Origin of the sequence: Luteimonas campi, from assembly GCF_051162505.1 — a bacterium.
Lineage (GTDB): Bacteria > Pseudomonadota > Gammaproteobacteria > Xanthomonadales > Xanthomonadaceae > Luteimonas.
On the sequence record NZ_JBNWEM010000002.1, the window covers coordinates 257,600 to 276,052 of the forward strand.

At 71.3% G+C, this 18,453-nt stretch carries 13 protein-coding genes; 11 read left to right on the plus strand and 2 right to left on the minus strand.

Annotated elements, in window-relative coordinates; genetic code table 11:
* Positions 1–27: 27 nt before the first annotated feature.
* From hemF to ACQYVW_RS06275, 7 genes are all read left to right on the plus strand, one after another.
* The gene (hemF, locus tag ACQYVW_RS06245) at positions 28–957 is read left to right on the plus strand and encodes an oxygen-dependent coproporphyrinogen oxidase (RefSeq protein WP_434936324.1); all 930 of its coding nucleotides are present in this window, start codon (positions 28–30) and stop codon (positions 955–957) included.
* 7 nt (positions 958–964) lie between these two features.
* Positions 965–1,711: a YggS family pyridoxal phosphate-dependent enzyme gene (locus tag ACQYVW_RS06250; protein WP_434936322.1), complete on the plus strand. Its 747-nt coding sequence runs from the start codon at positions 965–967 to the stop codon at positions 1,709–1,711.
* On the plus strand, positions 1,708–2,574 hold the full coding sequence (pdxK, locus tag ACQYVW_RS06255; RefSeq protein WP_434946383.1) for a pyridoxine/pyridoxal/pyridoxamine kinase: 867 nt from the start codon (positions 1,708–1,710) through the stop codon (positions 2,572–2,574). The genes ACQYVW_RS06250 and pdxK overlap by 4 nt, the downstream gene beginning before the upstream one ends.
* Before the next feature lie 181 nt (positions 2,575–2,755).
* Positions 2,756–4,201, plus strand: coding sequence for a Wadjet anti-phage system protein JetA family protein (locus ACQYVW_RS06260; RefSeq protein ID WP_434946384.1), 1,446 nt, complete (start codon positions 2,756–2,758; stop codon positions 4,199–4,201).
* Positions 4,198–4,845 (plus strand): DUF4194 domain-containing protein, encoded by a 648-nt coding sequence (locus ACQYVW_RS06265; protein ID WP_434946385.1) that lies wholly within the window; start codon positions 4,198–4,200, stop codon positions 4,843–4,845. Before ACQYVW_RS06260 ends, ACQYVW_RS06265 begins: the two co-directional genes overlap by 4 nt.
* On the plus strand, positions 4,832–8,260 hold the full coding sequence (locus ACQYVW_RS06270; RefSeq protein WP_434946386.1) for an SbcC/MukB-like Walker B domain-containing protein: 3,429 nt from the start codon (positions 4,832–4,834) through the stop codon (positions 8,258–8,260). Before ACQYVW_RS06265 ends, ACQYVW_RS06270 begins: the two co-directional genes overlap by 14 nt.
* Positions 8,257–9,477: a Wadjet anti-phage system protein JetD domain-containing protein gene (locus tag ACQYVW_RS06275; RefSeq protein ID WP_434946387.1), complete on the plus strand. Its 1,221-nt coding sequence runs from the start codon at positions 8,257–8,259 to the stop codon at positions 9,475–9,477. Before ACQYVW_RS06270 ends, ACQYVW_RS06275 begins: the two co-directional genes overlap by 4 nt.
* Positions 9,478–9,503: 26 nt before the next feature.
* Here ACQYVW_RS06275 and ACQYVW_RS06280 read toward each other — a convergent pair whose 3' ends face one another.
* On the minus strand, positions 9,504–11,570 hold the full coding sequence (locus ACQYVW_RS06280; protein ID WP_434946388.1) for a TonB-dependent copper receptor: 2,067 nt from the start codon (positions 11,568–11,570) through the stop codon (positions 9,504–9,506).
* A 204-nt stretch (positions 11,571–11,774) separates the two neighbouring features.
* On the opposite strand from ACQYVW_RS06280, the gene ACQYVW_RS06285 reads away from it, so the two are divergent.
* The 3 genes from ACQYVW_RS06285 to ACQYVW_RS06295 all read left to right on the plus strand — a co-directional run bounded on the left by ACQYVW_RS06285 (position 11,775) and on the right by ACQYVW_RS06295 (position 14,961).
* Positions 11,775–12,014 (plus strand): hypothetical protein, encoded by a 240-nt coding sequence (locus tag ACQYVW_RS06285; protein ID WP_434934704.1) that lies wholly within the window; start codon positions 11,775–11,777, stop codon positions 12,012–12,014.
* A 382-nt stretch (positions 12,015–12,396) separates the two neighbouring features.
* Positions 12,397–13,110, plus strand: coding sequence for an MOSC domain-containing protein (locus ACQYVW_RS06290; RefSeq protein WP_434934705.1), 714 nt, complete (start codon positions 12,397–12,399; stop codon positions 13,108–13,110).
* A gap of 300 nt (positions 13,111–13,410) precedes the next feature.
* A complete protein-coding gene (locus ACQYVW_RS06295) occupies positions 13,411–14,961 on the plus strand; it encodes a TerC family protein (protein WP_434934706.1) in 1,551 nt (516 codons plus the stop codon).
* A gap of 188 nt (positions 14,962–15,149) precedes the next feature.
* Here ACQYVW_RS06295 and glmS read toward each other — a convergent pair whose 3' ends face one another.
* Entirely contained in the window at positions 15,150–16,979 is a 1,830-nt protein-coding gene (glmS, locus tag ACQYVW_RS06300) for a glutamine--fructose-6-phosphate transaminase (isomerizing) (RefSeq protein ID WP_434934709.1), read from the minus strand.
* 178 nt (positions 16,980–17,157) lie between these two features.
* Here glmS and ACQYVW_RS06305 point away from each other — a divergent pair, with 178 nt between their 5' ends.
* Entirely contained in the window at positions 17,158–18,453 is a 1,296-nt protein-coding gene (locus ACQYVW_RS06305; protein ID WP_434934711.1) for an efflux RND transporter periplasmic adaptor subunit, read from the plus strand.

Here is an 18,453-nt window from a genome sequence, read left to right on the forward strand (position 1 = left end):
GCAGCCGGCGCGCCTAGAATGTCGCGCATGGACCGATTCGACGATATCCGCGACTACCTCACCGGCCTGCAGGACCGCATCTGCAGCGCGATCGAAACCGCCGACGGCGGCGCCCGCTTCATCGAGGACGCCTGGCAGCGCGACCCGCACGATGCCTCCACCCATCTGCGCGGCGGCGGCCGCACCCGCGTGCTGCGCGAAGGCGCGGTGTTCGAACAGGCCGGCATCGGTTTTTCCGATGTGTCCGGCGATCGCCTGCCGCCCTCGGCCACCGCCGCACGCCCGGAACTGGCCGGCGCCTCCTGGCAGGCAGTGGGCGTGTCGCTGGTGTTCCACCCGCGCAATCCCCACCTGCCCACCACCCACGCCAACGTGCGCCACTTCCGCGCCCTGCGCGACGGCCAGACCGTGGCCTGGTGGTTCGGCGGCGGCTTCGATCTGACCCCGTTCTATCCGGTCGACGAGGATGTGCGGCACTGGCACCGCACCGCGCGCGCGCTGTGCGAACCCTTCGGCGGGCAGGAGCGCTACCACGCGCACAAGCGCTGGTGCGACGAATACTTCTACCTCAAGCACCGCAACGAGACGCGCGGCATCGGCGGCCTGTTCTTCGACGACCTGCACGGCGACATGGAGCAGGATTTCGCCTACCTGCGCGCGGTCGGCGACGGCTTCCTCGACGCCTACCTGCCGATCGTCGAGCGCCGCAAGGACACGCCGTACGGCGAGCGCGAACGCCAGTTCCAGCTGTACCGGCGCGGTCGCTACGTCGAGTTCAACCTGGTCTACGACCGCGGCACCCATTTCGGCCTGCAGAGCGGCGGCCGCGCCGAGTCGATCCTGATGAGCATGCCGCCGCTGGCGCGCTGGGAGTACGGCTACACGCCCGAACCGGGCAGCGCCGAAGCCCTGCTGCACGACTACCTGGTGCCGCGCGACTGGCTCGCCGGCACCTGACGCCGGCATGGACGAGACCGCCACGCTGAAGCGCAATCTCGACGCGATCCGCGCGCGCATCGATGCCGCCTGCCATGCGGCCGGACGCGATCCGGGCGAAGTCCGCCTGCTGCCGGTCAGCAAGACCGTGGACGCGGCGCGCCTGCGCCAGGCCTGCGCCGCAGGCATGCGCGAGTTCGGCGAGAACAAGGTGCAGGAAGCGATGGGCAAGTGGGAGGCGATGGCCGACCTGCCCGACCTGCGCTGGGTGCTGATCGGCCACCTGCAGACCAACAAGGCCAAGTACGCGGCGCGCTTCGCCAGCGAATTCCACGCCCTCGACAGCCTGCGCGTGGCCGAGGCGCTGGATGCGCAGCTGCAGTCGTGCGGCCGCGCGCTCGATGTGCTGGTGCAGGTCAACACCTCGGGCGAAGCGACCAAGTTCGGCCTGTCGCCCGACGAGGTGCTGACCTTCGTGCGCCAGTTGCCGGCGTTCGCCTCGCTGCGCGTGCGCGGCCTGATGACGCTGGCGCTGTTCTCCGACGATGCCGCGCGCGTGCGCGCCTGCTTCGTGCGCCTGCGCGAGTTGCGCGAGCGCCTGCGCCAGGACGCGCCCGACGGCATCGCGATGGACGAACTGTCGATGGGCATGTCCGGCGATTTCCCGCTCGCGATCGCGGAAGGCGCCACCACCGTGCGCGTGGGCACGGCCCTCTTCGGCAGCCGGGCCGTGCCGGAGGCCGGACGCGCCGGCAGCGGCGCGGCGCCGGCATGAGCGGCGGCCAGGCCGGCTTCGCCCCCAGTGCGGGCAACCGCCTGGTCGACGTGGTGTCGGTGCAGTCGCAGGTGGCCTATGGCGGCGTCGGCAATTCCATCGCCGTGCCCCTGCTGCAGGCGCTGGACCTGCGGGTGGCGCCGGTGCCGACGGTGCTGCTGGGCAATACGCCGCACTACCCCACGATGCACGGCGGGCCGCTGCCGCAGCACTGGTTCGAGGGCCTGCTCGAGGACCTGGAAGCACGCGAAGTGGCCACGCGCGCGCGCCTGCTGCTGGTCGGCTATCTCGGCTCGCCGGAGCAGGGACAGGCGCTGGCGCGCTGGATCGACCGCATCCGCCTGCGCAACCCCGGGCTTGTGGTGCAGATCGATCCGGTGATCGGCGACCACGACAGCGGCCGCTATACCGATCCGGCGCTGGAGCCGGTGTGGCGCGACGCGCTGATGCCGCGTGCGCAGGGACTCACCCCCAACCACTACGAACTCGAACAGCTCAGCGGCCGCCGGCTGCACACGCTGGACGACTGCGCGCAGGCCGCCCGCGACCTGCTCGGCGACACCACGCGCTGGGTGGTGGTCACCAGCGCCGCGCCCGCCACCTGCCCGCCCGGCCGGCTGCAGCTGGTGGTCGCAACCGACACCGGCAGCAGCACGCTGGAACATCCGCTGGTCCCGCACGCGGTCAAGGGCGTGGGCGACCTGTTCGCGGCCCTGGTCGCGGGTCGGCGACTGCGGGGCGCGACGCTGGAGGATGCCGTGCGCCGGGCCTGCGAGGACGTGGTGCGGGTGCTGCGCCACGTGCAGGCACAGGGCTGGCAGGAACTGGCCCTGCCGAGGGACATCGTGCGCAGCCTGGACTGACGGCGACGCGACGGCCCGCATCCGCCCGCGAACGCTGCTTCCCGCCGTCGCCTGGCGCGCGGCAGGCCGCAGACCGCACTCAGCGACGCCGATTCTCCGACGCGGTCTCGCCCCCGGCGACCGCCGCGCACTATCCTTGCCGCTGCGCATCGCCGGACCCACCCCCGGCCCGGAACCCTGCTTGACGACCACGCCGCCCCTGTTCTCCGTCGTGCCGCCGGGCCTGTTCGGGCCGCTGGCCTCGGCCAACCGGGCCCACTACTGGCTGCTGCTGTGCCGCCTGTTCGACGAGTTCTTCGGCCCCGACGCGCCGCTGCCGCCCAGCATCGGCCTGCCGCGCCGCGAGATCACCGCCGCGATCGAGCGCACCCTGCTCAGCGACGATCCCTGGGAAGACGAGGACGGCGACACGCCGGACACGCCGCGTCCGGTGCGCGCCACGCACATCTACGAGCGTTTCCGCAATGCCGGCTGGCTGCGCCAGGAGCGCATCGGCGCGCGCGAGATGGTGACCATGCCGCCGGCGGTGTCGCAGCTACTGTCGGCCCTGGTCGAATTCGCCGAGCACGGGCCGACCTTCGTGTCCGCGCGCATGCGCTCGATCGAGCTGCAGCTGCAGCAGGTGGCCGAGGGCAAGGCCGCGGGCGATGCGCTGGACGAGGCGGCGGACCAGTCGCGACGCCTGCTCGTGTCGCTCTCGTCGATGAGCCTGCAGGTGCGCGACCTGATGCCGGAGCTGAGCAAGGCCGAGACCACCGCGCAGTTCGCGCGCCAGTGGTTCGAGCGCTACGTCAGCGACTTCTTCATCGGCGACTACGCCGAACTGCACAAGGCCGACCATCCGCTGGCGCGGCGCAGCGCGATCCTGGCGATGGCGCAGCAGTTCGAGACCGGCGACCGGCGCACGGCGCTGCTGGACTGGTATGCCGAGCACGCCACCGGCGGGGATGCCACTCGCGCCGAGCAGCGCTTCGGCCGCAGCCTGCGCCGCCTGCATGAACTCGAGCGTATCGACGAATACCTGGCGCGCCTGGACGACGACATCCGCCAGGCCAACCGCCGCGCGCTCGCCTTCCTCGACTATCGCCTGCGCGCGCCGGACAGGCTCGACATCCTGCTGCGCCGCGCCTGTCGCGGTGTGCTGTCGGCCCCGGCCGAAGCGCTGCGCCTGCCGGTGGCCCCCGGCGCGCTGATGGACGCGGCGCGCCTGCGTCCGCCGCGGCAGAAGCCCGCGCCGATTCCGCGCACCGCCAACGCCGGCCAGCCGCCCTCGCCCGAGCAGCTGGCACGGCTGTCGCTGCTGCGGCGCATGAAGCGCGCGCGACTGGTCACCGCCGAGGACATGGCGCGCTACCTCGGCCGCCACCTCGACCGCGCGACGCAGATCGGCTCGGGCGCGCTCGCGATCGCTTCGATCGAAGACCTGCGCGCCTACCAGACGCTGCTCACCCTCGCCCTGCGCAGCCACCGCATCGGCGGCCTGCGCCGCGAGGATCCGCTCGGCCGCCTGCTGCGCGGCTACCGGGTCGAACTGCTCGACGCCGGCGAGCGCGACGACAACGGCTATCTGCGCGCACCGCGATTCGTGGTGCGACGCGTCGGCCAGACCACACGGAACACCGCATGAAACGCAGCTGGAACACGCTGAGCCAACAGTCCAACGGCGTCTACGCCGTGCAGGATTTCGAGCGCGCCGCCTATCGCCTGGTGGTCGAGCAGGTGCTGTACGCGGCCGATCGCAATACGCGCCTGGCTTACCACCTGGTCGAGGACCATTACGACGACTTCGTGGCCGCGCTGGCGCCGCTGGGCATCCGCCTGGAGCGCAATGCGCACCATCGCTACATCGTCGCCCTGCCCGTGCACGGCGAAGGCGTGCCGGTCTCGCTGGCCGAGACCCTGCTGCTGCTCGTGCTGCGCCAGCGCTACGACGAGGCCATGCGCCAGGGGCTGGTCGAGGACGAGGGCGTGGTGACGGTGGAACTGCCGGAGCTGCAGGAGGCCTACCAGGCGCTGGCCGGCCGCCCGATGCCCGACATCGGCAACCTGCGCGAGCTCGGCCGCACGCTCAGGCGCTGGGGCGTGGCGCGCCTGGTCGATTCGGAGGGCGACGATCCGCAGCCCTTCCACCTGCAGGTGCGTCCGGCCATCGTCGACATCGTCGGCGAACACTGGCTGCAGCGGCTGGACCAGCACAACCGCGACGACGATCCGGCCGATGCCGGCAGCGATGCCGACGCCGCCTCGGAGGACGACGATGCAGCTGCTTGAGCGCGTGCACCTGGTGCAGTTCTTCCTGTTCGAGGCGCAGACCCTCGAGCTCGACGCCACCAGCGCCATCATCGCCCCCAACGGCGCCGGCAAGAGCGCCCTGCTCGATGCGCTGCAGATCGTGCTGCTGGGCGTGGACCGGTCGCGCATCCGCTTCAACGCGCAGGCCGGCGGCAGCCACCGCGCGCGCAGCATCCGCGACTACTGCCTGGGCGTGTACCGCAGCGGCGACGAAGGGCGCAAGCGGCGCACCGCCACCACCTACATCTCGCTGGTGTTCCGCGACACCGACAGCGGCGAGACGCTGACCGCGGGCGTGGCGCTGGGCGCCACGGTCGATGAACCGGACCACCGGCTGCACGGCATGTACCTGCTGCCGGGCGTCGCGCTGGAGCTGGACGACCACCTGGAGCGCGTCAAGGGCAAGGAGCTGCCGCTGGCCTGGAACACGTTCCGCGAACAGGCCGCACGGCGCTGCCGGGACGCCGGCACCCGACCCGAGCTGCACACGGCCGCCGAGCGTTTCGTCAAGGACCTGCTCTACCGCCTGCGCGCCTCGCCCGGCGCCAATCCCGACGTCACCGCCTACCGCAAGGCCTTCCTCAACGCGCTCAACCTGCAGCGGGTGGAGGACGTGGACCTGTTCGTGCGCACCCTGGTGGCCGAGGACCGGCCGACCGATGTCGCGCGCTTCCGCGCCCTGCTCGAGAGCTTCCGCCAGATCCGCGACCGCATCGAGCAGGTGCGCCTGCGCATCGAGGCGGCCGAAGGCGTGGAGCACCAGTACGACCGGATCGCCGCGCAGTCGGTGCGAGGCGCCTCGTACCGAGCGCTGGCCGCCGAGTACGCGCGCGATCTCTACGCCGAACAGGTGGAACAGGCCGAGGACGACGTGCAGGCGGGCGACGCCCTGCTGGCCGGGCTGCGCCGCGCGCTGGACGAGGCGCGCGGCGAGCGCGACCTGGGCCGCGACGAACTGCAGCGCGCCAGCGTCCTGCTGCAGGGCAGCGCGGGCTACGGCGAACAGTCGCGCTTCGACGAGGTGAGCGGTCGCGATCTCGATCGCCTGCGCCAGCTGCGCGGCGAACTGCTGCGCGAGACCGCGCAGGTGCGCGACCAGCTGCGCGCGACCGCCGGCCTGTCGCTGGCGCCGGACATCGCCGCCGGGGCCGGCGACGCCGCCGCGCACTGGTCGCGTTGGCACGACGCGCTGGCCGCGCTGGAGGATGCGGCGCCGCTGCCGTGGACGCCCGAGCGCCTCTACGAAGACGCGCGGGCTGCGCTGCAGTCGGCCGCGCCCCTGATCGATGCGGTCGAGCGGCTGGCCCACGCGCAGCGCGAAGCGCTCGACCAGGCGCGCGACCGGCTGGACGCCGCACGCCAGAACCAGAAGCGCATCGCGGCCGGCCAGGCCGAACTGCATCCGGACACCGTGCGCCTGATGAGCTACCTGCGCGAGGCCGGCATCGATGCGCGCCCGGTCTGCGACCTGGTCCAGGTGGTCGACAAGTCCTGGCAGGCGGCGATCGAGGGCTACCTGCGCAGCAATGTCGAAGCGTTGCTGATCCCCGAGGCCGACGAGGAGCGCGCGACCAGGCTCTATCGCGGCCTCGGCGGCGGACGCGCGGTGTATGGCGTCAAGCTGGCGCTGTCGAGCCAGGCGCGGCGTGGTCGCGCGCAGGCACCGGCGGCGGGCGCCGTCGCCGCCCTGCTCGACGGCGTCAACGCCGAAGCCCTGGCGTTCCTGCGCCGCCAGCTCGGCGAGCTGCAGTGCGTCGACAGCGAGGCCGAGCTGGTGCGCAGCCGCCAGGGCCTGACCCGCGACGGCCTGCTCGCCCGCGGCGGCAGCATCGAACGGCTGCGGCTGCCGGCGGGCAGCGAGCTGAAGATCGGCGCCTCCGACAACCGCGCACGCCTGCGCGTGCTGCGCGAGGACGTGGAGGCGGCCGAGCGCGAGGTGCAGGCGCTGGAACCGGTGCTGCGCGAACTCGACGGCCACCGCCGCCAGCTCGCGCGCCTGGCCGACGCCGATGCCCTGGCCCAGGCCCTGCATGCGCGCGGGCTCGAATACCAGCAGACGCGGCAGCGCTACCGCAGCGCGCTCGACAGCCGCGAGGTCCAGCACGATCCCGACCTGCTGCGCCTGTCCGAGCAGGTGCGTGCGCTCAAGGGCGCGCTCGAGGCCAGCGAACGCCGGGTCGAGGAGCTGATCGGCGAGGAGGCCGTGGCGAAGCGGCAGGGCGAGGAACGCCGCCGCCTGCTGGCCGGCCTGCGCGAGCAGGAGGCGATCGTCGCCCGGCGCGCGGTGGACGCGTTCAAGGATCCGGATGTCGACCCCAACCTGGTCGAACGCCATCGCGACGAGCTCGACGACAAGGTCGAGTCGCTGGAAGAGCGCGCCCGCACCTGCGAGCGCCGGGCCGACGAGAGCGACCGCCAGCTGGCCCGGCTGCTGCCCGAGGCCTGGAGCGCGCTGGCGCAGTACGCGCGCGACCATGGCCTCACCCTGGAGTTCGACGCCAACGCCTGGCGCCAGGCGCTGGCGCTGCTGCGCCGCGAGCTCACCCAGCTGCGCGAGACCGACCTGGTCCGCTACGAGGGCGAGGCGCGCCAGGCCTACGACACCGCGGTCGAAACCTTCCGCTCCAGCGTCGCCGCCGCGCTCAACGACAACTTCGTGCGCCTGCGCCAGCAGATCGCCACGCTCAACCGCACCCTGCGCAGCAGCCCGCCGTTCTCCAACAACGAGCGCTACCAGTTCCACTACGAGGTGGTGCCGGAGTTCCGCGACCTGGAACGCTTCATCAAGCGCGCCACCGACGTGGGCGGCGAGGACGGGCTGTTCGGCAGCGCCGGCGAGGTGCCGGCGGCGTTCCGCGAGCTGATCGAGGACGATGCCGCGGCGCGCACCGCCACCTCCCCGCTCGACGACTACCGCCGCTTCTTCCGCTTCGAGGTCCAGATCCGCCAGGACGACCGGGTGATCGGCACGCTCAGCGAACGCATGCGCTCGGGCTCCGGCGGCGAGCACCGCGCGCCGCTGTACGTGATCGCCGGCGCCGCGCTGGCCGCCGCCTACGGCAAGACCGAGGCCCAGCCCGGCGGCATGGGCCTGATCCTGCTCGACGAGTTCGGCGACAAGATCGACGCGCAGAACGCGCGCGCCACCACCAACTACCTGCGCTCGCTCGGCCTGCAGCTGGTGCTGGCCGCGCCCGATACCGCGCAGGGCACGCTCAGCGGCGTACTGGAGAGCTACATCGAGCTGTTCCGCGACGGCGAGCTGTTGCAGGCCGAACGCATCGAGGTGCAGGCCGCCGCGCGCGAGCTGCTGCTGTCCGACCAGTTCGACCTGCATCCGGAACTGCTGGAAGCGGAGATCGCCAGCATCCAGCGGCAGACCCCGGCACCGTGAGCGACGCCACGCTCCTGCTGCAGCGACTGTTGCGCAGGGGCGAGGCCGCCAGTCTGCGCGGCGACCCGAAGCCCGTGTCGCTGCCGATGACCGCGGCCTCCAGCGCGCGCGAGTATCTTGCCCTGGCGACGCTGGCCGAGCGCGAGCGTTTCCACGGCCAGATCGCGCTGGCCGAACGCGCCGGCGCGATCACGGTGCTGCGCGACCGGCACCGTGGCGATGGCGAGCAGCTGCTGCGGCTCACCCTGGCCGATGCCGGGGCGCTGGCCGCCTTCCTGGGCGTTGCCCTGCATGCCAGCCGCATCGAGGCGGCAACGTGCGCGCTCGCCGGCTGGACGGCCACATTCCCGGTCGTCGAGGCGGTCCTCGAGGCATGGCGGGGCGGCCGCAAGGTCAGGGCTTGCGGCCCCGAGGCGGCGGGCGATCTCGCGGACGCGGCGCGCGCGGTCGCGCATTGCGCCCACGACAGCTCCCGCGAGCGGCTGCTGCGCCGGGAAAGCGTCCGCCTGTTCGGCGACAGCAAACGGCTCGAAGCGCTGACGCCCTGGCTGGACCTGCTGGTCACTGGCGAGATCGCGACGCGCGACTGCGACAGGGCGCATACCTGGGCCGCGCTGGGCCTGCGCCGCGAACCGCAGCCGCTGCTGCTGTCGGGCAGCGGGCAACTGCGGCTCGACGGCGCTCGACTGCCGCTGGTGCGCCCCTGGCTCGGCGTGCCGCCAGAATGCGTCGAGGCGCTCGCCACCCCTGCGCGCCGGGTGCTGAGTATCGAGAACCTGGCGAGCTTCCACGAGGCTGCCCGCACGACGAGTGCGGCCGACCTCCTGCTGATCTACACCGGCGGCATGCCGTCGCCCGCGTGGCGACGCGCCTATGTCCGCCTTCTCGCCGGGTTGCCTGGCGAAGCCACCCTGTACCACTGGGGCGATATCGACGAAGGCGGGTTCCGGATCGCCGCCGTGCTGACGGAGGCGGCATCGGGGACAGGGCGCGGGCTGCGCCCCTGGCACATGTCGGCCGCCACCCTGCCTGAAGACATCGTCGCCATGGCCGCCGTGCCCGATCGCGCCGTCCTGGGCGCGATGCAACGCTGGGCGATCCGCGCCGGCTGGACCGAGGTCGCGGACGCGCTGCAGCAGCACCCGATCCGGCTCGAACAGGAAGCGCTGGATCCGGCCCGCGCCGACATCGGGCTACCGACTGCGCCGCCCGGCTGAGTGGCACCCCTTCACGCGCAGGCGCCCTAGAAGCTGGCGCTGAGCTTCACCCAGGCGGTGCGGCCCGGCTCGTGGATGCGCGTGGGATCGGCCGGATAGCCGAAGGCACTGTTGCCGGCCAGGTTGAGGTGCTCGGCGTAGTCGCGGTCGAACAGGTTGTCGATGCCGGCGGCCAGGCGCAGTTGATCGTTGATGCGCCAGGTGCCGTTGAGCGAGAACACCGCGAAGCCGTCGCTCGGGCCGAGGTCGCGGCCCACCACGTTGCCCAGCGACGGACTCACCCGGTCCTGCGTCGCCACCAGTCGCAGCAGTGCACCGGCCGACCAGGTGCCGTTGTCCCAGGCGGCGTTGAGCCGTGCTTCCAGCGGCGGCATCTGCGGCAGCGCCTGGCCGGTGGCGGCCAGCTCGCCCCAGGAGTAGGCCAGCGTGCCGCCGAGCTTCCAGTGCTCGGCCGCGCGCCACTCCACGCCCGCCTCGCCGCCGCGGATGTCGGCATCGGCATTGCGCGCGCGCGTGCTGGTGCCCATCGCGCCGCTCATGTAGTCGAAGGCGATGTAGTCGGTCATGCGGCCGGCGTAGGCCGACACCCAGGCATCGACGCGCTTGCCGGCATAGCGCATGCCGACGTCGAGCTGAGTGGTTCGTTCCGGTTGCACGCCCGCAAACGCATTGGCCGCGCCGTCCGGGCCGCGATTGGGCGAGAACAGCTCCCAGTAGTCGGGCATGCGCTGGGTGTGGCCGACGCCGGCGTACCAGCGCAGCGGCCTGCCCTCGAGGTCCTGCTCGAAGCGCACGAAGGCCGAGGGCAGGGTTTCCGAGCGCGTCCGGCCCAGGGTCGGGTTGGGCATCGGCATCATGCCGCCGGTGCTGGCGCGGCGATCCTCGGCCTCGGCGCGGTCCACGCGCGCGCCCGCGATCAGGTGGTTGCGCGCATCCAGGTGCCAGTGCAGCTCGGCGAAGGCGCCGGCCTGGCGGAAACGCGCGTCCACCATCCACGGCTGCGCGAGATACTGGCCGCGGCCCGGTGCGCTGCGGCGCGCGTGGCGGCTGCTGCGCGCGTCGACGCCGGCAGTCAACTCCCAATGGTCGCCGCCGAAGCCGAGCGCCGCACGGCCACCGCTGGTGCGGTGCGCGACGTTGCTCGCCATCGGCATCGGCATCGCGCCATCCGGGTCGGGATCGCGCAGCGTGTAGTTGTCCATCACATGATCGACGTCGTTGTAGTAGACGTTGGCGGCGATCTCGCGCAGCCTGCCTTCCATGCCCTTCTTCTCGAAGCGCAGGCCGTAGGTGGTGCGGTCGAAGCGCGAGCCGTCCATGCCGCGCCCCGCGTAGCGGGCCTGGCCGTCGCCGCTGCCGACGCTGGCCTCCAGCACCGTATCCGGATCCGGCGTCCAGCCGATGGCCGCGTCGGCATTCCACTTGTCCCAGGCCGATGGCACGCGCCGGCCGGCGCCGTCCTCGTAGTCGCCCGACTCGGAGCGGTTGGCAGTCAGCCTTCCGTACACCTGCGGGTTGCCGGCCAGCGCGTTGACCACCTGGTCGTTGCGGCCATGGCTGGCGAACATCGCGCTGCCGTCCATGCGCAGGCCGGCCTGGTCGAAGTACGGGATCTCACGTTCGAAGCGCACCGTGCCCGCGGAGGCACCGCCGCCCCAGAGCACGGTCTGCGGCCCCTTGACGATGGTGAGCCGGTCGTAGGTTTCCGGCGAGACGTAGGACATCGCGTTGTCCATGCGCGAGGGACACGCACCCATCAGCGCGCCATCGCCGGCGAGCAGGTTGAGGCGCGAGCCGAACTGTCCGCGCAGCACCGGGTCGCCATTGGTACCGCCGCTGCGCAGCGTGGCGAAGCCAGGCACGGTCTTGAGATAGTCGGCGCCATCGCTGGCCGGCACCGGCTGGCGCGGCAGGCGTGGATCGGTCACCCAGGTCAGCGAGGCGACCGGCGCCACGCCCACCACCACCAGCGTGCCGAGGTTGACCACGCGCTCATCGAGAGGCGCCAGCGCCTCGTCCGCCGCCCAGGCGCTGCCTGCGGCGAGCTGCGCAAGCACGGCGGCCACACCCAGGTACAACAGCTTGCTTCTCATTCCCGATCCTCCGTTCATGGCGCCATTGCAGCGCCAATCCGTACGCGCGGGAACGGACAAAATGTCCACATTCCATGCGCGCTTGACCTGGATCACCCGCAACGCGAAGCGCGCCTGTGGGCTGACGCAGATCAAGGCGTTCCGGGGTGCGCACGCACATGCTGGCCAGCCGTCGGCGATTGCCGTCAGCCCTGAGGAAACCCGATGCAATTCAACGTACAGCTCGACACCGGCCGCATCGATCTGCCCGCGCTTGTGCAGCAACTGCAGGCGCAGGATCCGGCGGCAATGGCCGACTTCGACACGCTCGGCCGCATCCTGCGCATCTCGACGAGCCTGGGCGAGGGCGAGATCGCCACCGGGCTGTCGCAGGTCGGCATCACCGTGCCGATGCATGCGATCGAGCGCCAGGCCTCCACCTGCTGCGGCGGCTGCGGCGGCTGAGCTGCGTGGTCAGCTGGAGATCGACTGCGCCGCGGAAGCGACAGCTTGACAGGCGCACGAAGCAGACGATCATCGTGCGGTCTCGCCGTTCGAGTCGCCTGGCGGGCTGTTCGCCGGCGCGAGCCGGCCGCCACCAGCGATGGTTCTTACGTGGCACCGCCCGCGAGACGCCGAATTCCATAGGCGTGCGCGGAGGGCCGATGAGCACGAACGATCACCTGCACACCGATCGCATGGACCATGGCCGGCAGCCGACGCCCAATAAATGCAAGCGCGACTCAGGCAGGTTTGGCGTCGGCATGCGCACGCTGGCCAGCCTGCGGCGCAGGGCGGCGCAGCGGACAGGGTGGCGCGCATCGACGGGCCGCGCAGCCCCGGGCGGATGAGCTTGCCCGCGCCGACACGGCTGCTGGCGCTGCTCGTCGGTCGTGCGGTGCCCTATACGCGTCCGGGCAGTCGCAGTGCGATCGACAAGCGTCCCCTGGAGGGTGCGCTGGCCATCGGCCCGACGGGCCTGCATGGCGACGAGCAGGGCGACATGCGCGTGCATGGCGGCCCCGACAAGGCGATCCACCACTATCCCTGGGACCACTACGCGGCGTGGCGCCTCGAGCTGCCCGGGCGCACCGTCCTCGATGCGGCCGGCGCCTTCGGCGAGAACTTCTCCACCCTGGGGTGGACCGAGCAGAACATCTGCATCGGCGACATCGTCCAGGCCGGCAGCGCGACCCTCGAAGTCTCGCAAGGGCGGCAACCCTGCTGGAAGCTCAACGACCGCTTTGGCCAGGCCGACATGGCGCGCAGGCTGCAGGCCAGCGCACGCACGGGCTGGTACTACCGCGTGCTGGAGCCCGGCGAAGTCCGCAGCGGCGACGGGTTGCACATCGTGGCGCGTCCCTTCGCCGACTGGCCGCTGGCCCGGCTGCTCGACATGCTCTATCACCGCACGCTCGATCGCGATCTGCTGGAACGCGCCGCCACACTGCCGCTGCCCGACTCGTGGATGCGCGTGATCCACAACCGCTTGCGCACCAGCAGCGTGGAAGCCTGGGACAAGCGCCTCGACGGTCCTGCGCGCGACGAGGGGACGCCTTAGCCCCGCCGTGCGGGCCGGCGATCGTCGCGCGCCAGGCCGTCGGCGGATGCAGCGAGCGGCGCCGACCCCGTGTGCGTGGGCTCGCGTCGCCTCGGATCGCGCCGCGTTGCGGCTACGTCGACTGACAAGTCCCATGCACTGCGTGGCCGGGCGCCCGTCGTCCCAAGCACGCATCGGACCCGAACGCGCCAAGGTCTCGTCCAGGCGCCCGGCCCGTGTCTGCATCCCGCCGCGTTTCATCGCCCCATGAGGGGGCGCTGAGATACGCTCGCGCACTTCCCACGACCGCAGCGCACCGATATGGAATGGCTTTCCGACCCGACCATCTGGATGGGCCTGGCGACCCTGGTGATCCTCGAGATCATCCTGGGCATCGACAACCTGGTGTTCATCGCGATCCTGGCGGACAAGCTGCCGCCGCACCAGCGCGACAAGGCGCGCATCATCGGCCTGTCGCTGGCCCTGCTGATGCGTCTGGTCCTGCTCGCGGCGCTGTCGTGGATCATGCGGCTGACCACGCCGCTGTTCACGGTCTTCGACCATGCCTTCTCGGGGCGCGACCTGATCCTGCTCGGCGGCGGCCTGTTCCTGCTGTTCAAGGCCACCATGGAACTGCACGAACGGCTCGAGGGCGGCAGCCACGCCAGCACCGGCAAGCAGGTGTTCGCGAGCTTCGGCGTGGTGGTGACCCAGATCGTGATCCTCGACGCCGTGTTCTCGCTGGACTCGGTGATCACCGCCGTCGGCATGGTGGACGAGCTGGGCGTGATGTACGCGGCGGTGACCATCGCCATGGCGGTGATGCTGCTGGCCAGCAAGCCGCTGACCAACTTCGTCAACAGGCATCCCACGGTGGTGGTGCTGTGCCTGGGCTTCCTGCTGATGATCGGCTTCAGCCTGGTCGCCGAAGGCCTGGGCTTCAAGATCCCGAAGGGCTATCTGTACGCGGCGATCGTGTTCTCGATCCTGATCGAGGGCTTCAACCAGTGGTCGCGGTTCCGGCGCGAGCAGCGGGCCGCGTCGGTCCCGTTCCGCCAGCGCACGGCCGAAGCGGTGACGCGGCTGCTGGGCGCCCGGGACGGGACCGCGCAGGCGGAGGACGGACAGGCCGACGGGTCGCGGCCCGCCGCGCCTACGACCGAACGGCTGGAGGCTGCCGAGCACGACATGATCCGGAGCGTGCTGACCCTGGCCGAGCGTTCGGTCGCCAGCGTGATGACGGTGCGCACGGACATCGAATGGGTCGACGCCGGGCGCGGCATCGAGCACGCGACCGGTCGCCTCATGCAGGCGCCGCACACCAGGCTGCTGGTCGCTGACGGCGATCTGGACAACCTGCAGGGCGTGGTGCAGAGCCGCGACGTGCTGGCCGGCGTGCTGTCCGGCAAGCCGCTGGCGCTGGCGGACTATCTGCGCGAACCGCTGATCCTGCCCGAAGGCACCACCGCCCTGCAGGCGCTGGAGCGCATCCGCGAGCACCCGGTGCCGTTGGCGGTGGTGGTCGACGAATACGGCAGCGTCAACGGCCTGGTCACCGCCAACGACCTGCTGGCCGCGATCGCCGGCGACCTGGCCGATACGCGCGACGCGGACTATGGCGCCGAACGCCAGGCCGATGGCGGCTGGCTGGTGGATGCGTCGATGTCGATGGAGGACCTGCAGCGCGCCACGGGTATTTCGCTGCCGCGGGATTCCACCTACGTCACCCTGTCGGGACTGTTCCTGCACCACCTGGGCAGGCTCCCGGTCGAGGGCGACGCGATCACCGTGGATGCCTGGCGGCTCGAGGTCGCATCCCTCGAGCGTCGTCGCGTGGGCCGCGCCGTGATCCGGAAAGCGGACGTCGAGTAAGCGGTTCGACCGGGCTCCGCGCACTGCGCGGAGCCCTGGCGGGCGATGACCGCCCGCGAAGCGAGGGGCGGCGAGTCGCCTGCCCTATCGCCAGTTAACACTCACGCGCTATGCCAGCGCTCGCTGGTGCCTGCATGGCGCCATGCGCGCCCGCTTCCCGACGGCGCTTCGACGACGGGCGGCCGGCGCTACTCGACGGTGACCGCCTTGGCCAGGTTGCGGGGCTTGTCGACGTCGGTGCCGCGCGCCAGCGCGGCGTGGTAGGCCAGCATCTGCACCGGGATGGTGTGCACGATGGGGCTGAGCACGCCGACATGGCGCGGTGTGCGGATCACGTGCACGCCCTCGGACTCGCTGAAGTTGCTGTCGGCGTCGGTGAACACGAACAGTTCGCCGCCGCGTGCGCGCACTTCCTGCATGTTCGACTTCACCTTCTCCAGCAGGCCGTCGTTGGGCGCGATCACCACCACCGGCATCGCCGCATCCACCAGCGCCAGCGGCCCGTGCTTGAGCTCGCCCGCCGGGTAGGCCTCGGCGTGGATGTATGAGATTTCCTTGAGCTTGAGCGCGCCTTCCAGCGCGATCGGATAGTGCACGCCGCGACCGAGGAACAGCGCGTGTTCCTTGGGCGCGAAGCGTTCGGCCCAGGACGCGATCTGCGGCTCGAGGTTGAGCGCATGCTGCACGCTGCCGGGCAGGTGGCGCAGCGCTTCGATGTACTCGGCCTCCTTGTCCGCATCCAGCCGGCCATTGAGCTTGGCCAGGGTCGCGGCCAGCGCGAACAGGCCGACCAGCTGCGTGGTGAAGGCCTTGGTGGAGGCCACGCCGATCTCGGCACCGGCGCGGGTATAGAACACCAGGCGGCTGGCGCGCGGGATCGCGCTTTCGGGCACGTTGCAGATCGAGAGCGTATGCGCATGGCCCAGCGACTTGGCGTACTTCAGCGCCTCCATCGTGTCCAGCGTTTCGCCCGACTGCGAGATGGTGACGATCAGCTGCTTCGGATTGGCGACCGCCTGGCGGTAGCGGTACTCGCTCGCGATCTCGACGCTGCAGGGCAGGCCGCTGATCGCCTCGATCCAGTATCGCGCCACCGAGCCGGCGTAGAAGCTGGTGCCGCAGGCGAGGATCTGCACGCCCTCGACTTCGCGCAGCACCTGCTCGGCCTCCCTGCCGAACAGCGTGGCCGGGAAACCGTTCGCATCGATGATCGCCTCGAGCGTGTCGCCGATCGCGCGCGGCTGCTCGTGGATCTCCTTCTGCATGAAATGCCGGTATGGGCCGAGTTCCAGCGAGGCCAGCGACACGTCCGACAGGTGCACCTCGCGCTCGACCTGCGCGTCCTGCGCATCGAACACGCGAACCGCGTCGCGGGTGACTTCGGCGGTATCGCCCTCCTCGAGGAAGATCACCCGGCGAGTGGCCTGCAGGATCGCCGACACGTCGGAGGCGACGAAGTTCTCGCCCTCGCCCAGGCCCACCAGCAGCGGGCAGCCCATGCGCGCCACCACCATGCGGTGGGGCTCCTTGCGGCTGACCACGGCCAGCGCGTAGGCGCCGTGCAGTTCCTTGACCGCGCGCTGCAACGCGCCCAGCAGGTCGTCGCCGGACTTGAGGTAATGGTGGATCAGGTGCGCGATCACCTCGGTGTCGGTCTGCGACTCGAACGCATAGCCGAGCTGGTGCAGGCGCGCGCGCTGCTCCTCATGGTTTTCGATGATGCCGTTGTGCACCAGGGCCACGCCCTGGCTGATGTGCGGATGCGCATTGGCCTCGGTGACGCCGCCGTGGGTGGCCCAGCGCGTATGACCGATGCCGAGCATGGCGGAAACGCCCTCCGCGCCCGCGGCGGCCTCCATCTCCGACACGCGGCCGGTGCGGCGCACGCGCCGGACGTCGCCGGCATCGACCAGGGCGATGCCGGCCGAGTCGTAGCCGCGGTATTCGAGCCGCTTAAGGCCTTCGATCAGGACGGGGACAACATCGCGATCCGCGATCGCGCCAACGATGCCGCACATGGTTCCGCTACTCCTCGAGTGTCTGCCGAGTGTACGGGAAAGGACTGTCCGTCCGGACACGTCCGGCGTCCGGACGGACACTTCGAGCAGGGTGATTCCTTCATGCAATCAATGAGTTGGATGTTGGCACGTTGATTGCGTGCAACCTCGGCAGGCCTTCCTGCATCCACATCCACACATGGACACCCAAGCCCGTATCCGCGACACCTCCGGACAGGACCAGACCCTGGCCCGTCCCACCGGCCTGCGACGCGTGCGCAAGGCCTGGCTGTTCGCCGGCGGCGGCACGCTCGGCGTGGCGGCGCTGGTGGCCTGGGTCGCCAGCGGCTGGGCGTCGGGCGCCTCGTCCTACGATGCCTCGCGCGTGCGCATCGCCGAGGTGACGCGCGGCGACCTGGTGCGCGACCTGTCCGCGGACGGGCGCGTGATCACGGCCAACAGCCCCACCCTGTACGCGATCGCCGGCGGCACCGTGTCGCTCAAGGTCGTGGCCGGCGACGTGGTCAAGGCCGGGCAGGAACTCGCGGTCATCGACAGCCCGGAGCTGCGCAGCCGGCTGGTGCAGGAGGAATCGACCCTGGCCAACCTGGAGGGCGAGGCGAACCGCGCCGTGCTCGATGCGCAGCTCACCCGCTCCGAGGCGCAGAAGCTGCTCGACCAGGCGCAGATCGACCATACCGCCGCGCAGCGCGACGTGGAGCGCTACGAGCGCGCGTTCGAGGGTGGCGCGGTGTCGAAGAACGAGTACGACCGCGCGCTCGACGGACTCAAGAAGGCCGACCTGGGCCTGGCGGCCGCACGCAAGGATTTCTCGCTGCAGGGCCAGGGCGCGGGCATCGACGCGCGCAACAAGCGCCTGCTGGCCGACCGCCAGCAGGCGGTGGTCGCCGAGCTGCGGCGCCAGGTCGACGCGCTCACCCTGCGCGCGCCCTTCGACGGCCAAGTGGGCCAAGTGCAGGTCGCGCAGGGCACCAACGTCGCGATCAATGCGCCGGTGCTGGGCGTGATCGACCTGAGCGTGTTCGAGGTCGAGATCCGCGTGCCCGAAAGCTTCGCCCGCGACCTGGCGATCGGCGTGCCGGCGCAGGTCACGAGTTCCGGCAACCGCTATGCCGCGCAGGTTTCGGCGGTCTCGCCGGAGGTCGTCAACGGCGAGGTCACCGCCCGCCTGCGCTTCGACGAGGGCCAGCAGCCGCCCAACCTGCGCCAGAACCAGCGCCTGTCCGCACGCATCGTGCTGGACACGCGCGAGGACGTGCTGATGGTCGAGCGCGGGCCGTTCCTGGAGCAGGACGGCGGCCGCGTGGCCTGGGTGGTCGAGGGCAGCAGCGCCGTGCGCCGCCCGATCCAGGCCGGCGCCTTCAGTCTCAACGCCGTGGAAATCGTGTCGGGCCTGCAGGAGGGCGAGCGCATCGTCGTCTCGGGCACCGACCAGTTCGCCAACGCGGACCGCGTCCGCATCTCGGGACAATGA

Excerpts from the sequence above, each read along its gene's own strand:
- ACQYVW_RS06285 (WP_434934704.1), top strand. The coding sequence starts at position 11,775 with ATGCAATTCAACGTACAGCTCGACACCGGCCGCATCGATCTGCCCGCG.
- ACQYVW_RS06270 (WP_434946386.1), top strand. The coding sequence starts at position 4,832 with ATGCAGCTGCTTGAGCGCGTGCACCTGGTGCAGTTCTTCCTGTTCGAG.
- glmS (WP_434934709.1), bottom strand. The coding sequence starts at position 16,979 with ATGTGCGGCATCGTTGGCGCGATCGCGGATCGCGATGTTGTCCCCGTC.
- ACQYVW_RS06250 (WP_434936322.1), top strand. The coding sequence starts at position 965 with ATGGACGAGACCGCCACGCTGAAGCGCAATCTCGACGCGATCCGCGCG.
- hemF (WP_434936324.1), top strand. The coding sequence starts at position 28 with ATGGACCGATTCGACGATATCCGCGACTACCTCACCGGCCTGCAGGAC.
- ACQYVW_RS06290 (WP_434934705.1), top strand. The coding sequence starts at position 12,397 with ATGAGCTTGCCCGCGCCGACACGGCTGCTGGCGCTGCTCGTCGGTCGT.
- ACQYVW_RS06305 (WP_434934711.1), top strand. The coding sequence starts at position 17,158 with ATGGACACCCAAGCCCGTATCCGCGACACCTCCGGACAGGACCAGACC.
- ACQYVW_RS06280 (WP_434946388.1), bottom strand. The coding sequence starts at position 11,570 with ATGAGAAGCAAGCTGTTGTACCTGGGTGTGGCCGCCGTGCTTGCGCAG.
- ACQYVW_RS06265 (WP_434946385.1), top strand. The coding sequence starts at position 4,198 with ATGAAACGCAGCTGGAACACGCTGAGCCAACAGTCCAACGGCGTCTAC.
- pdxK (WP_434946383.1), top strand. The coding sequence starts at position 1,708 with ATGAGCGGCGGCCAGGCCGGCTTCGCCCCCAGTGCGGGCAACCGCCTG.
- ACQYVW_RS06295 (WP_434934706.1), top strand. The coding sequence starts at position 13,411 with ATGGAATGGCTTTCCGACCCGACCATCTGGATGGGCCTGGCGACCCTG.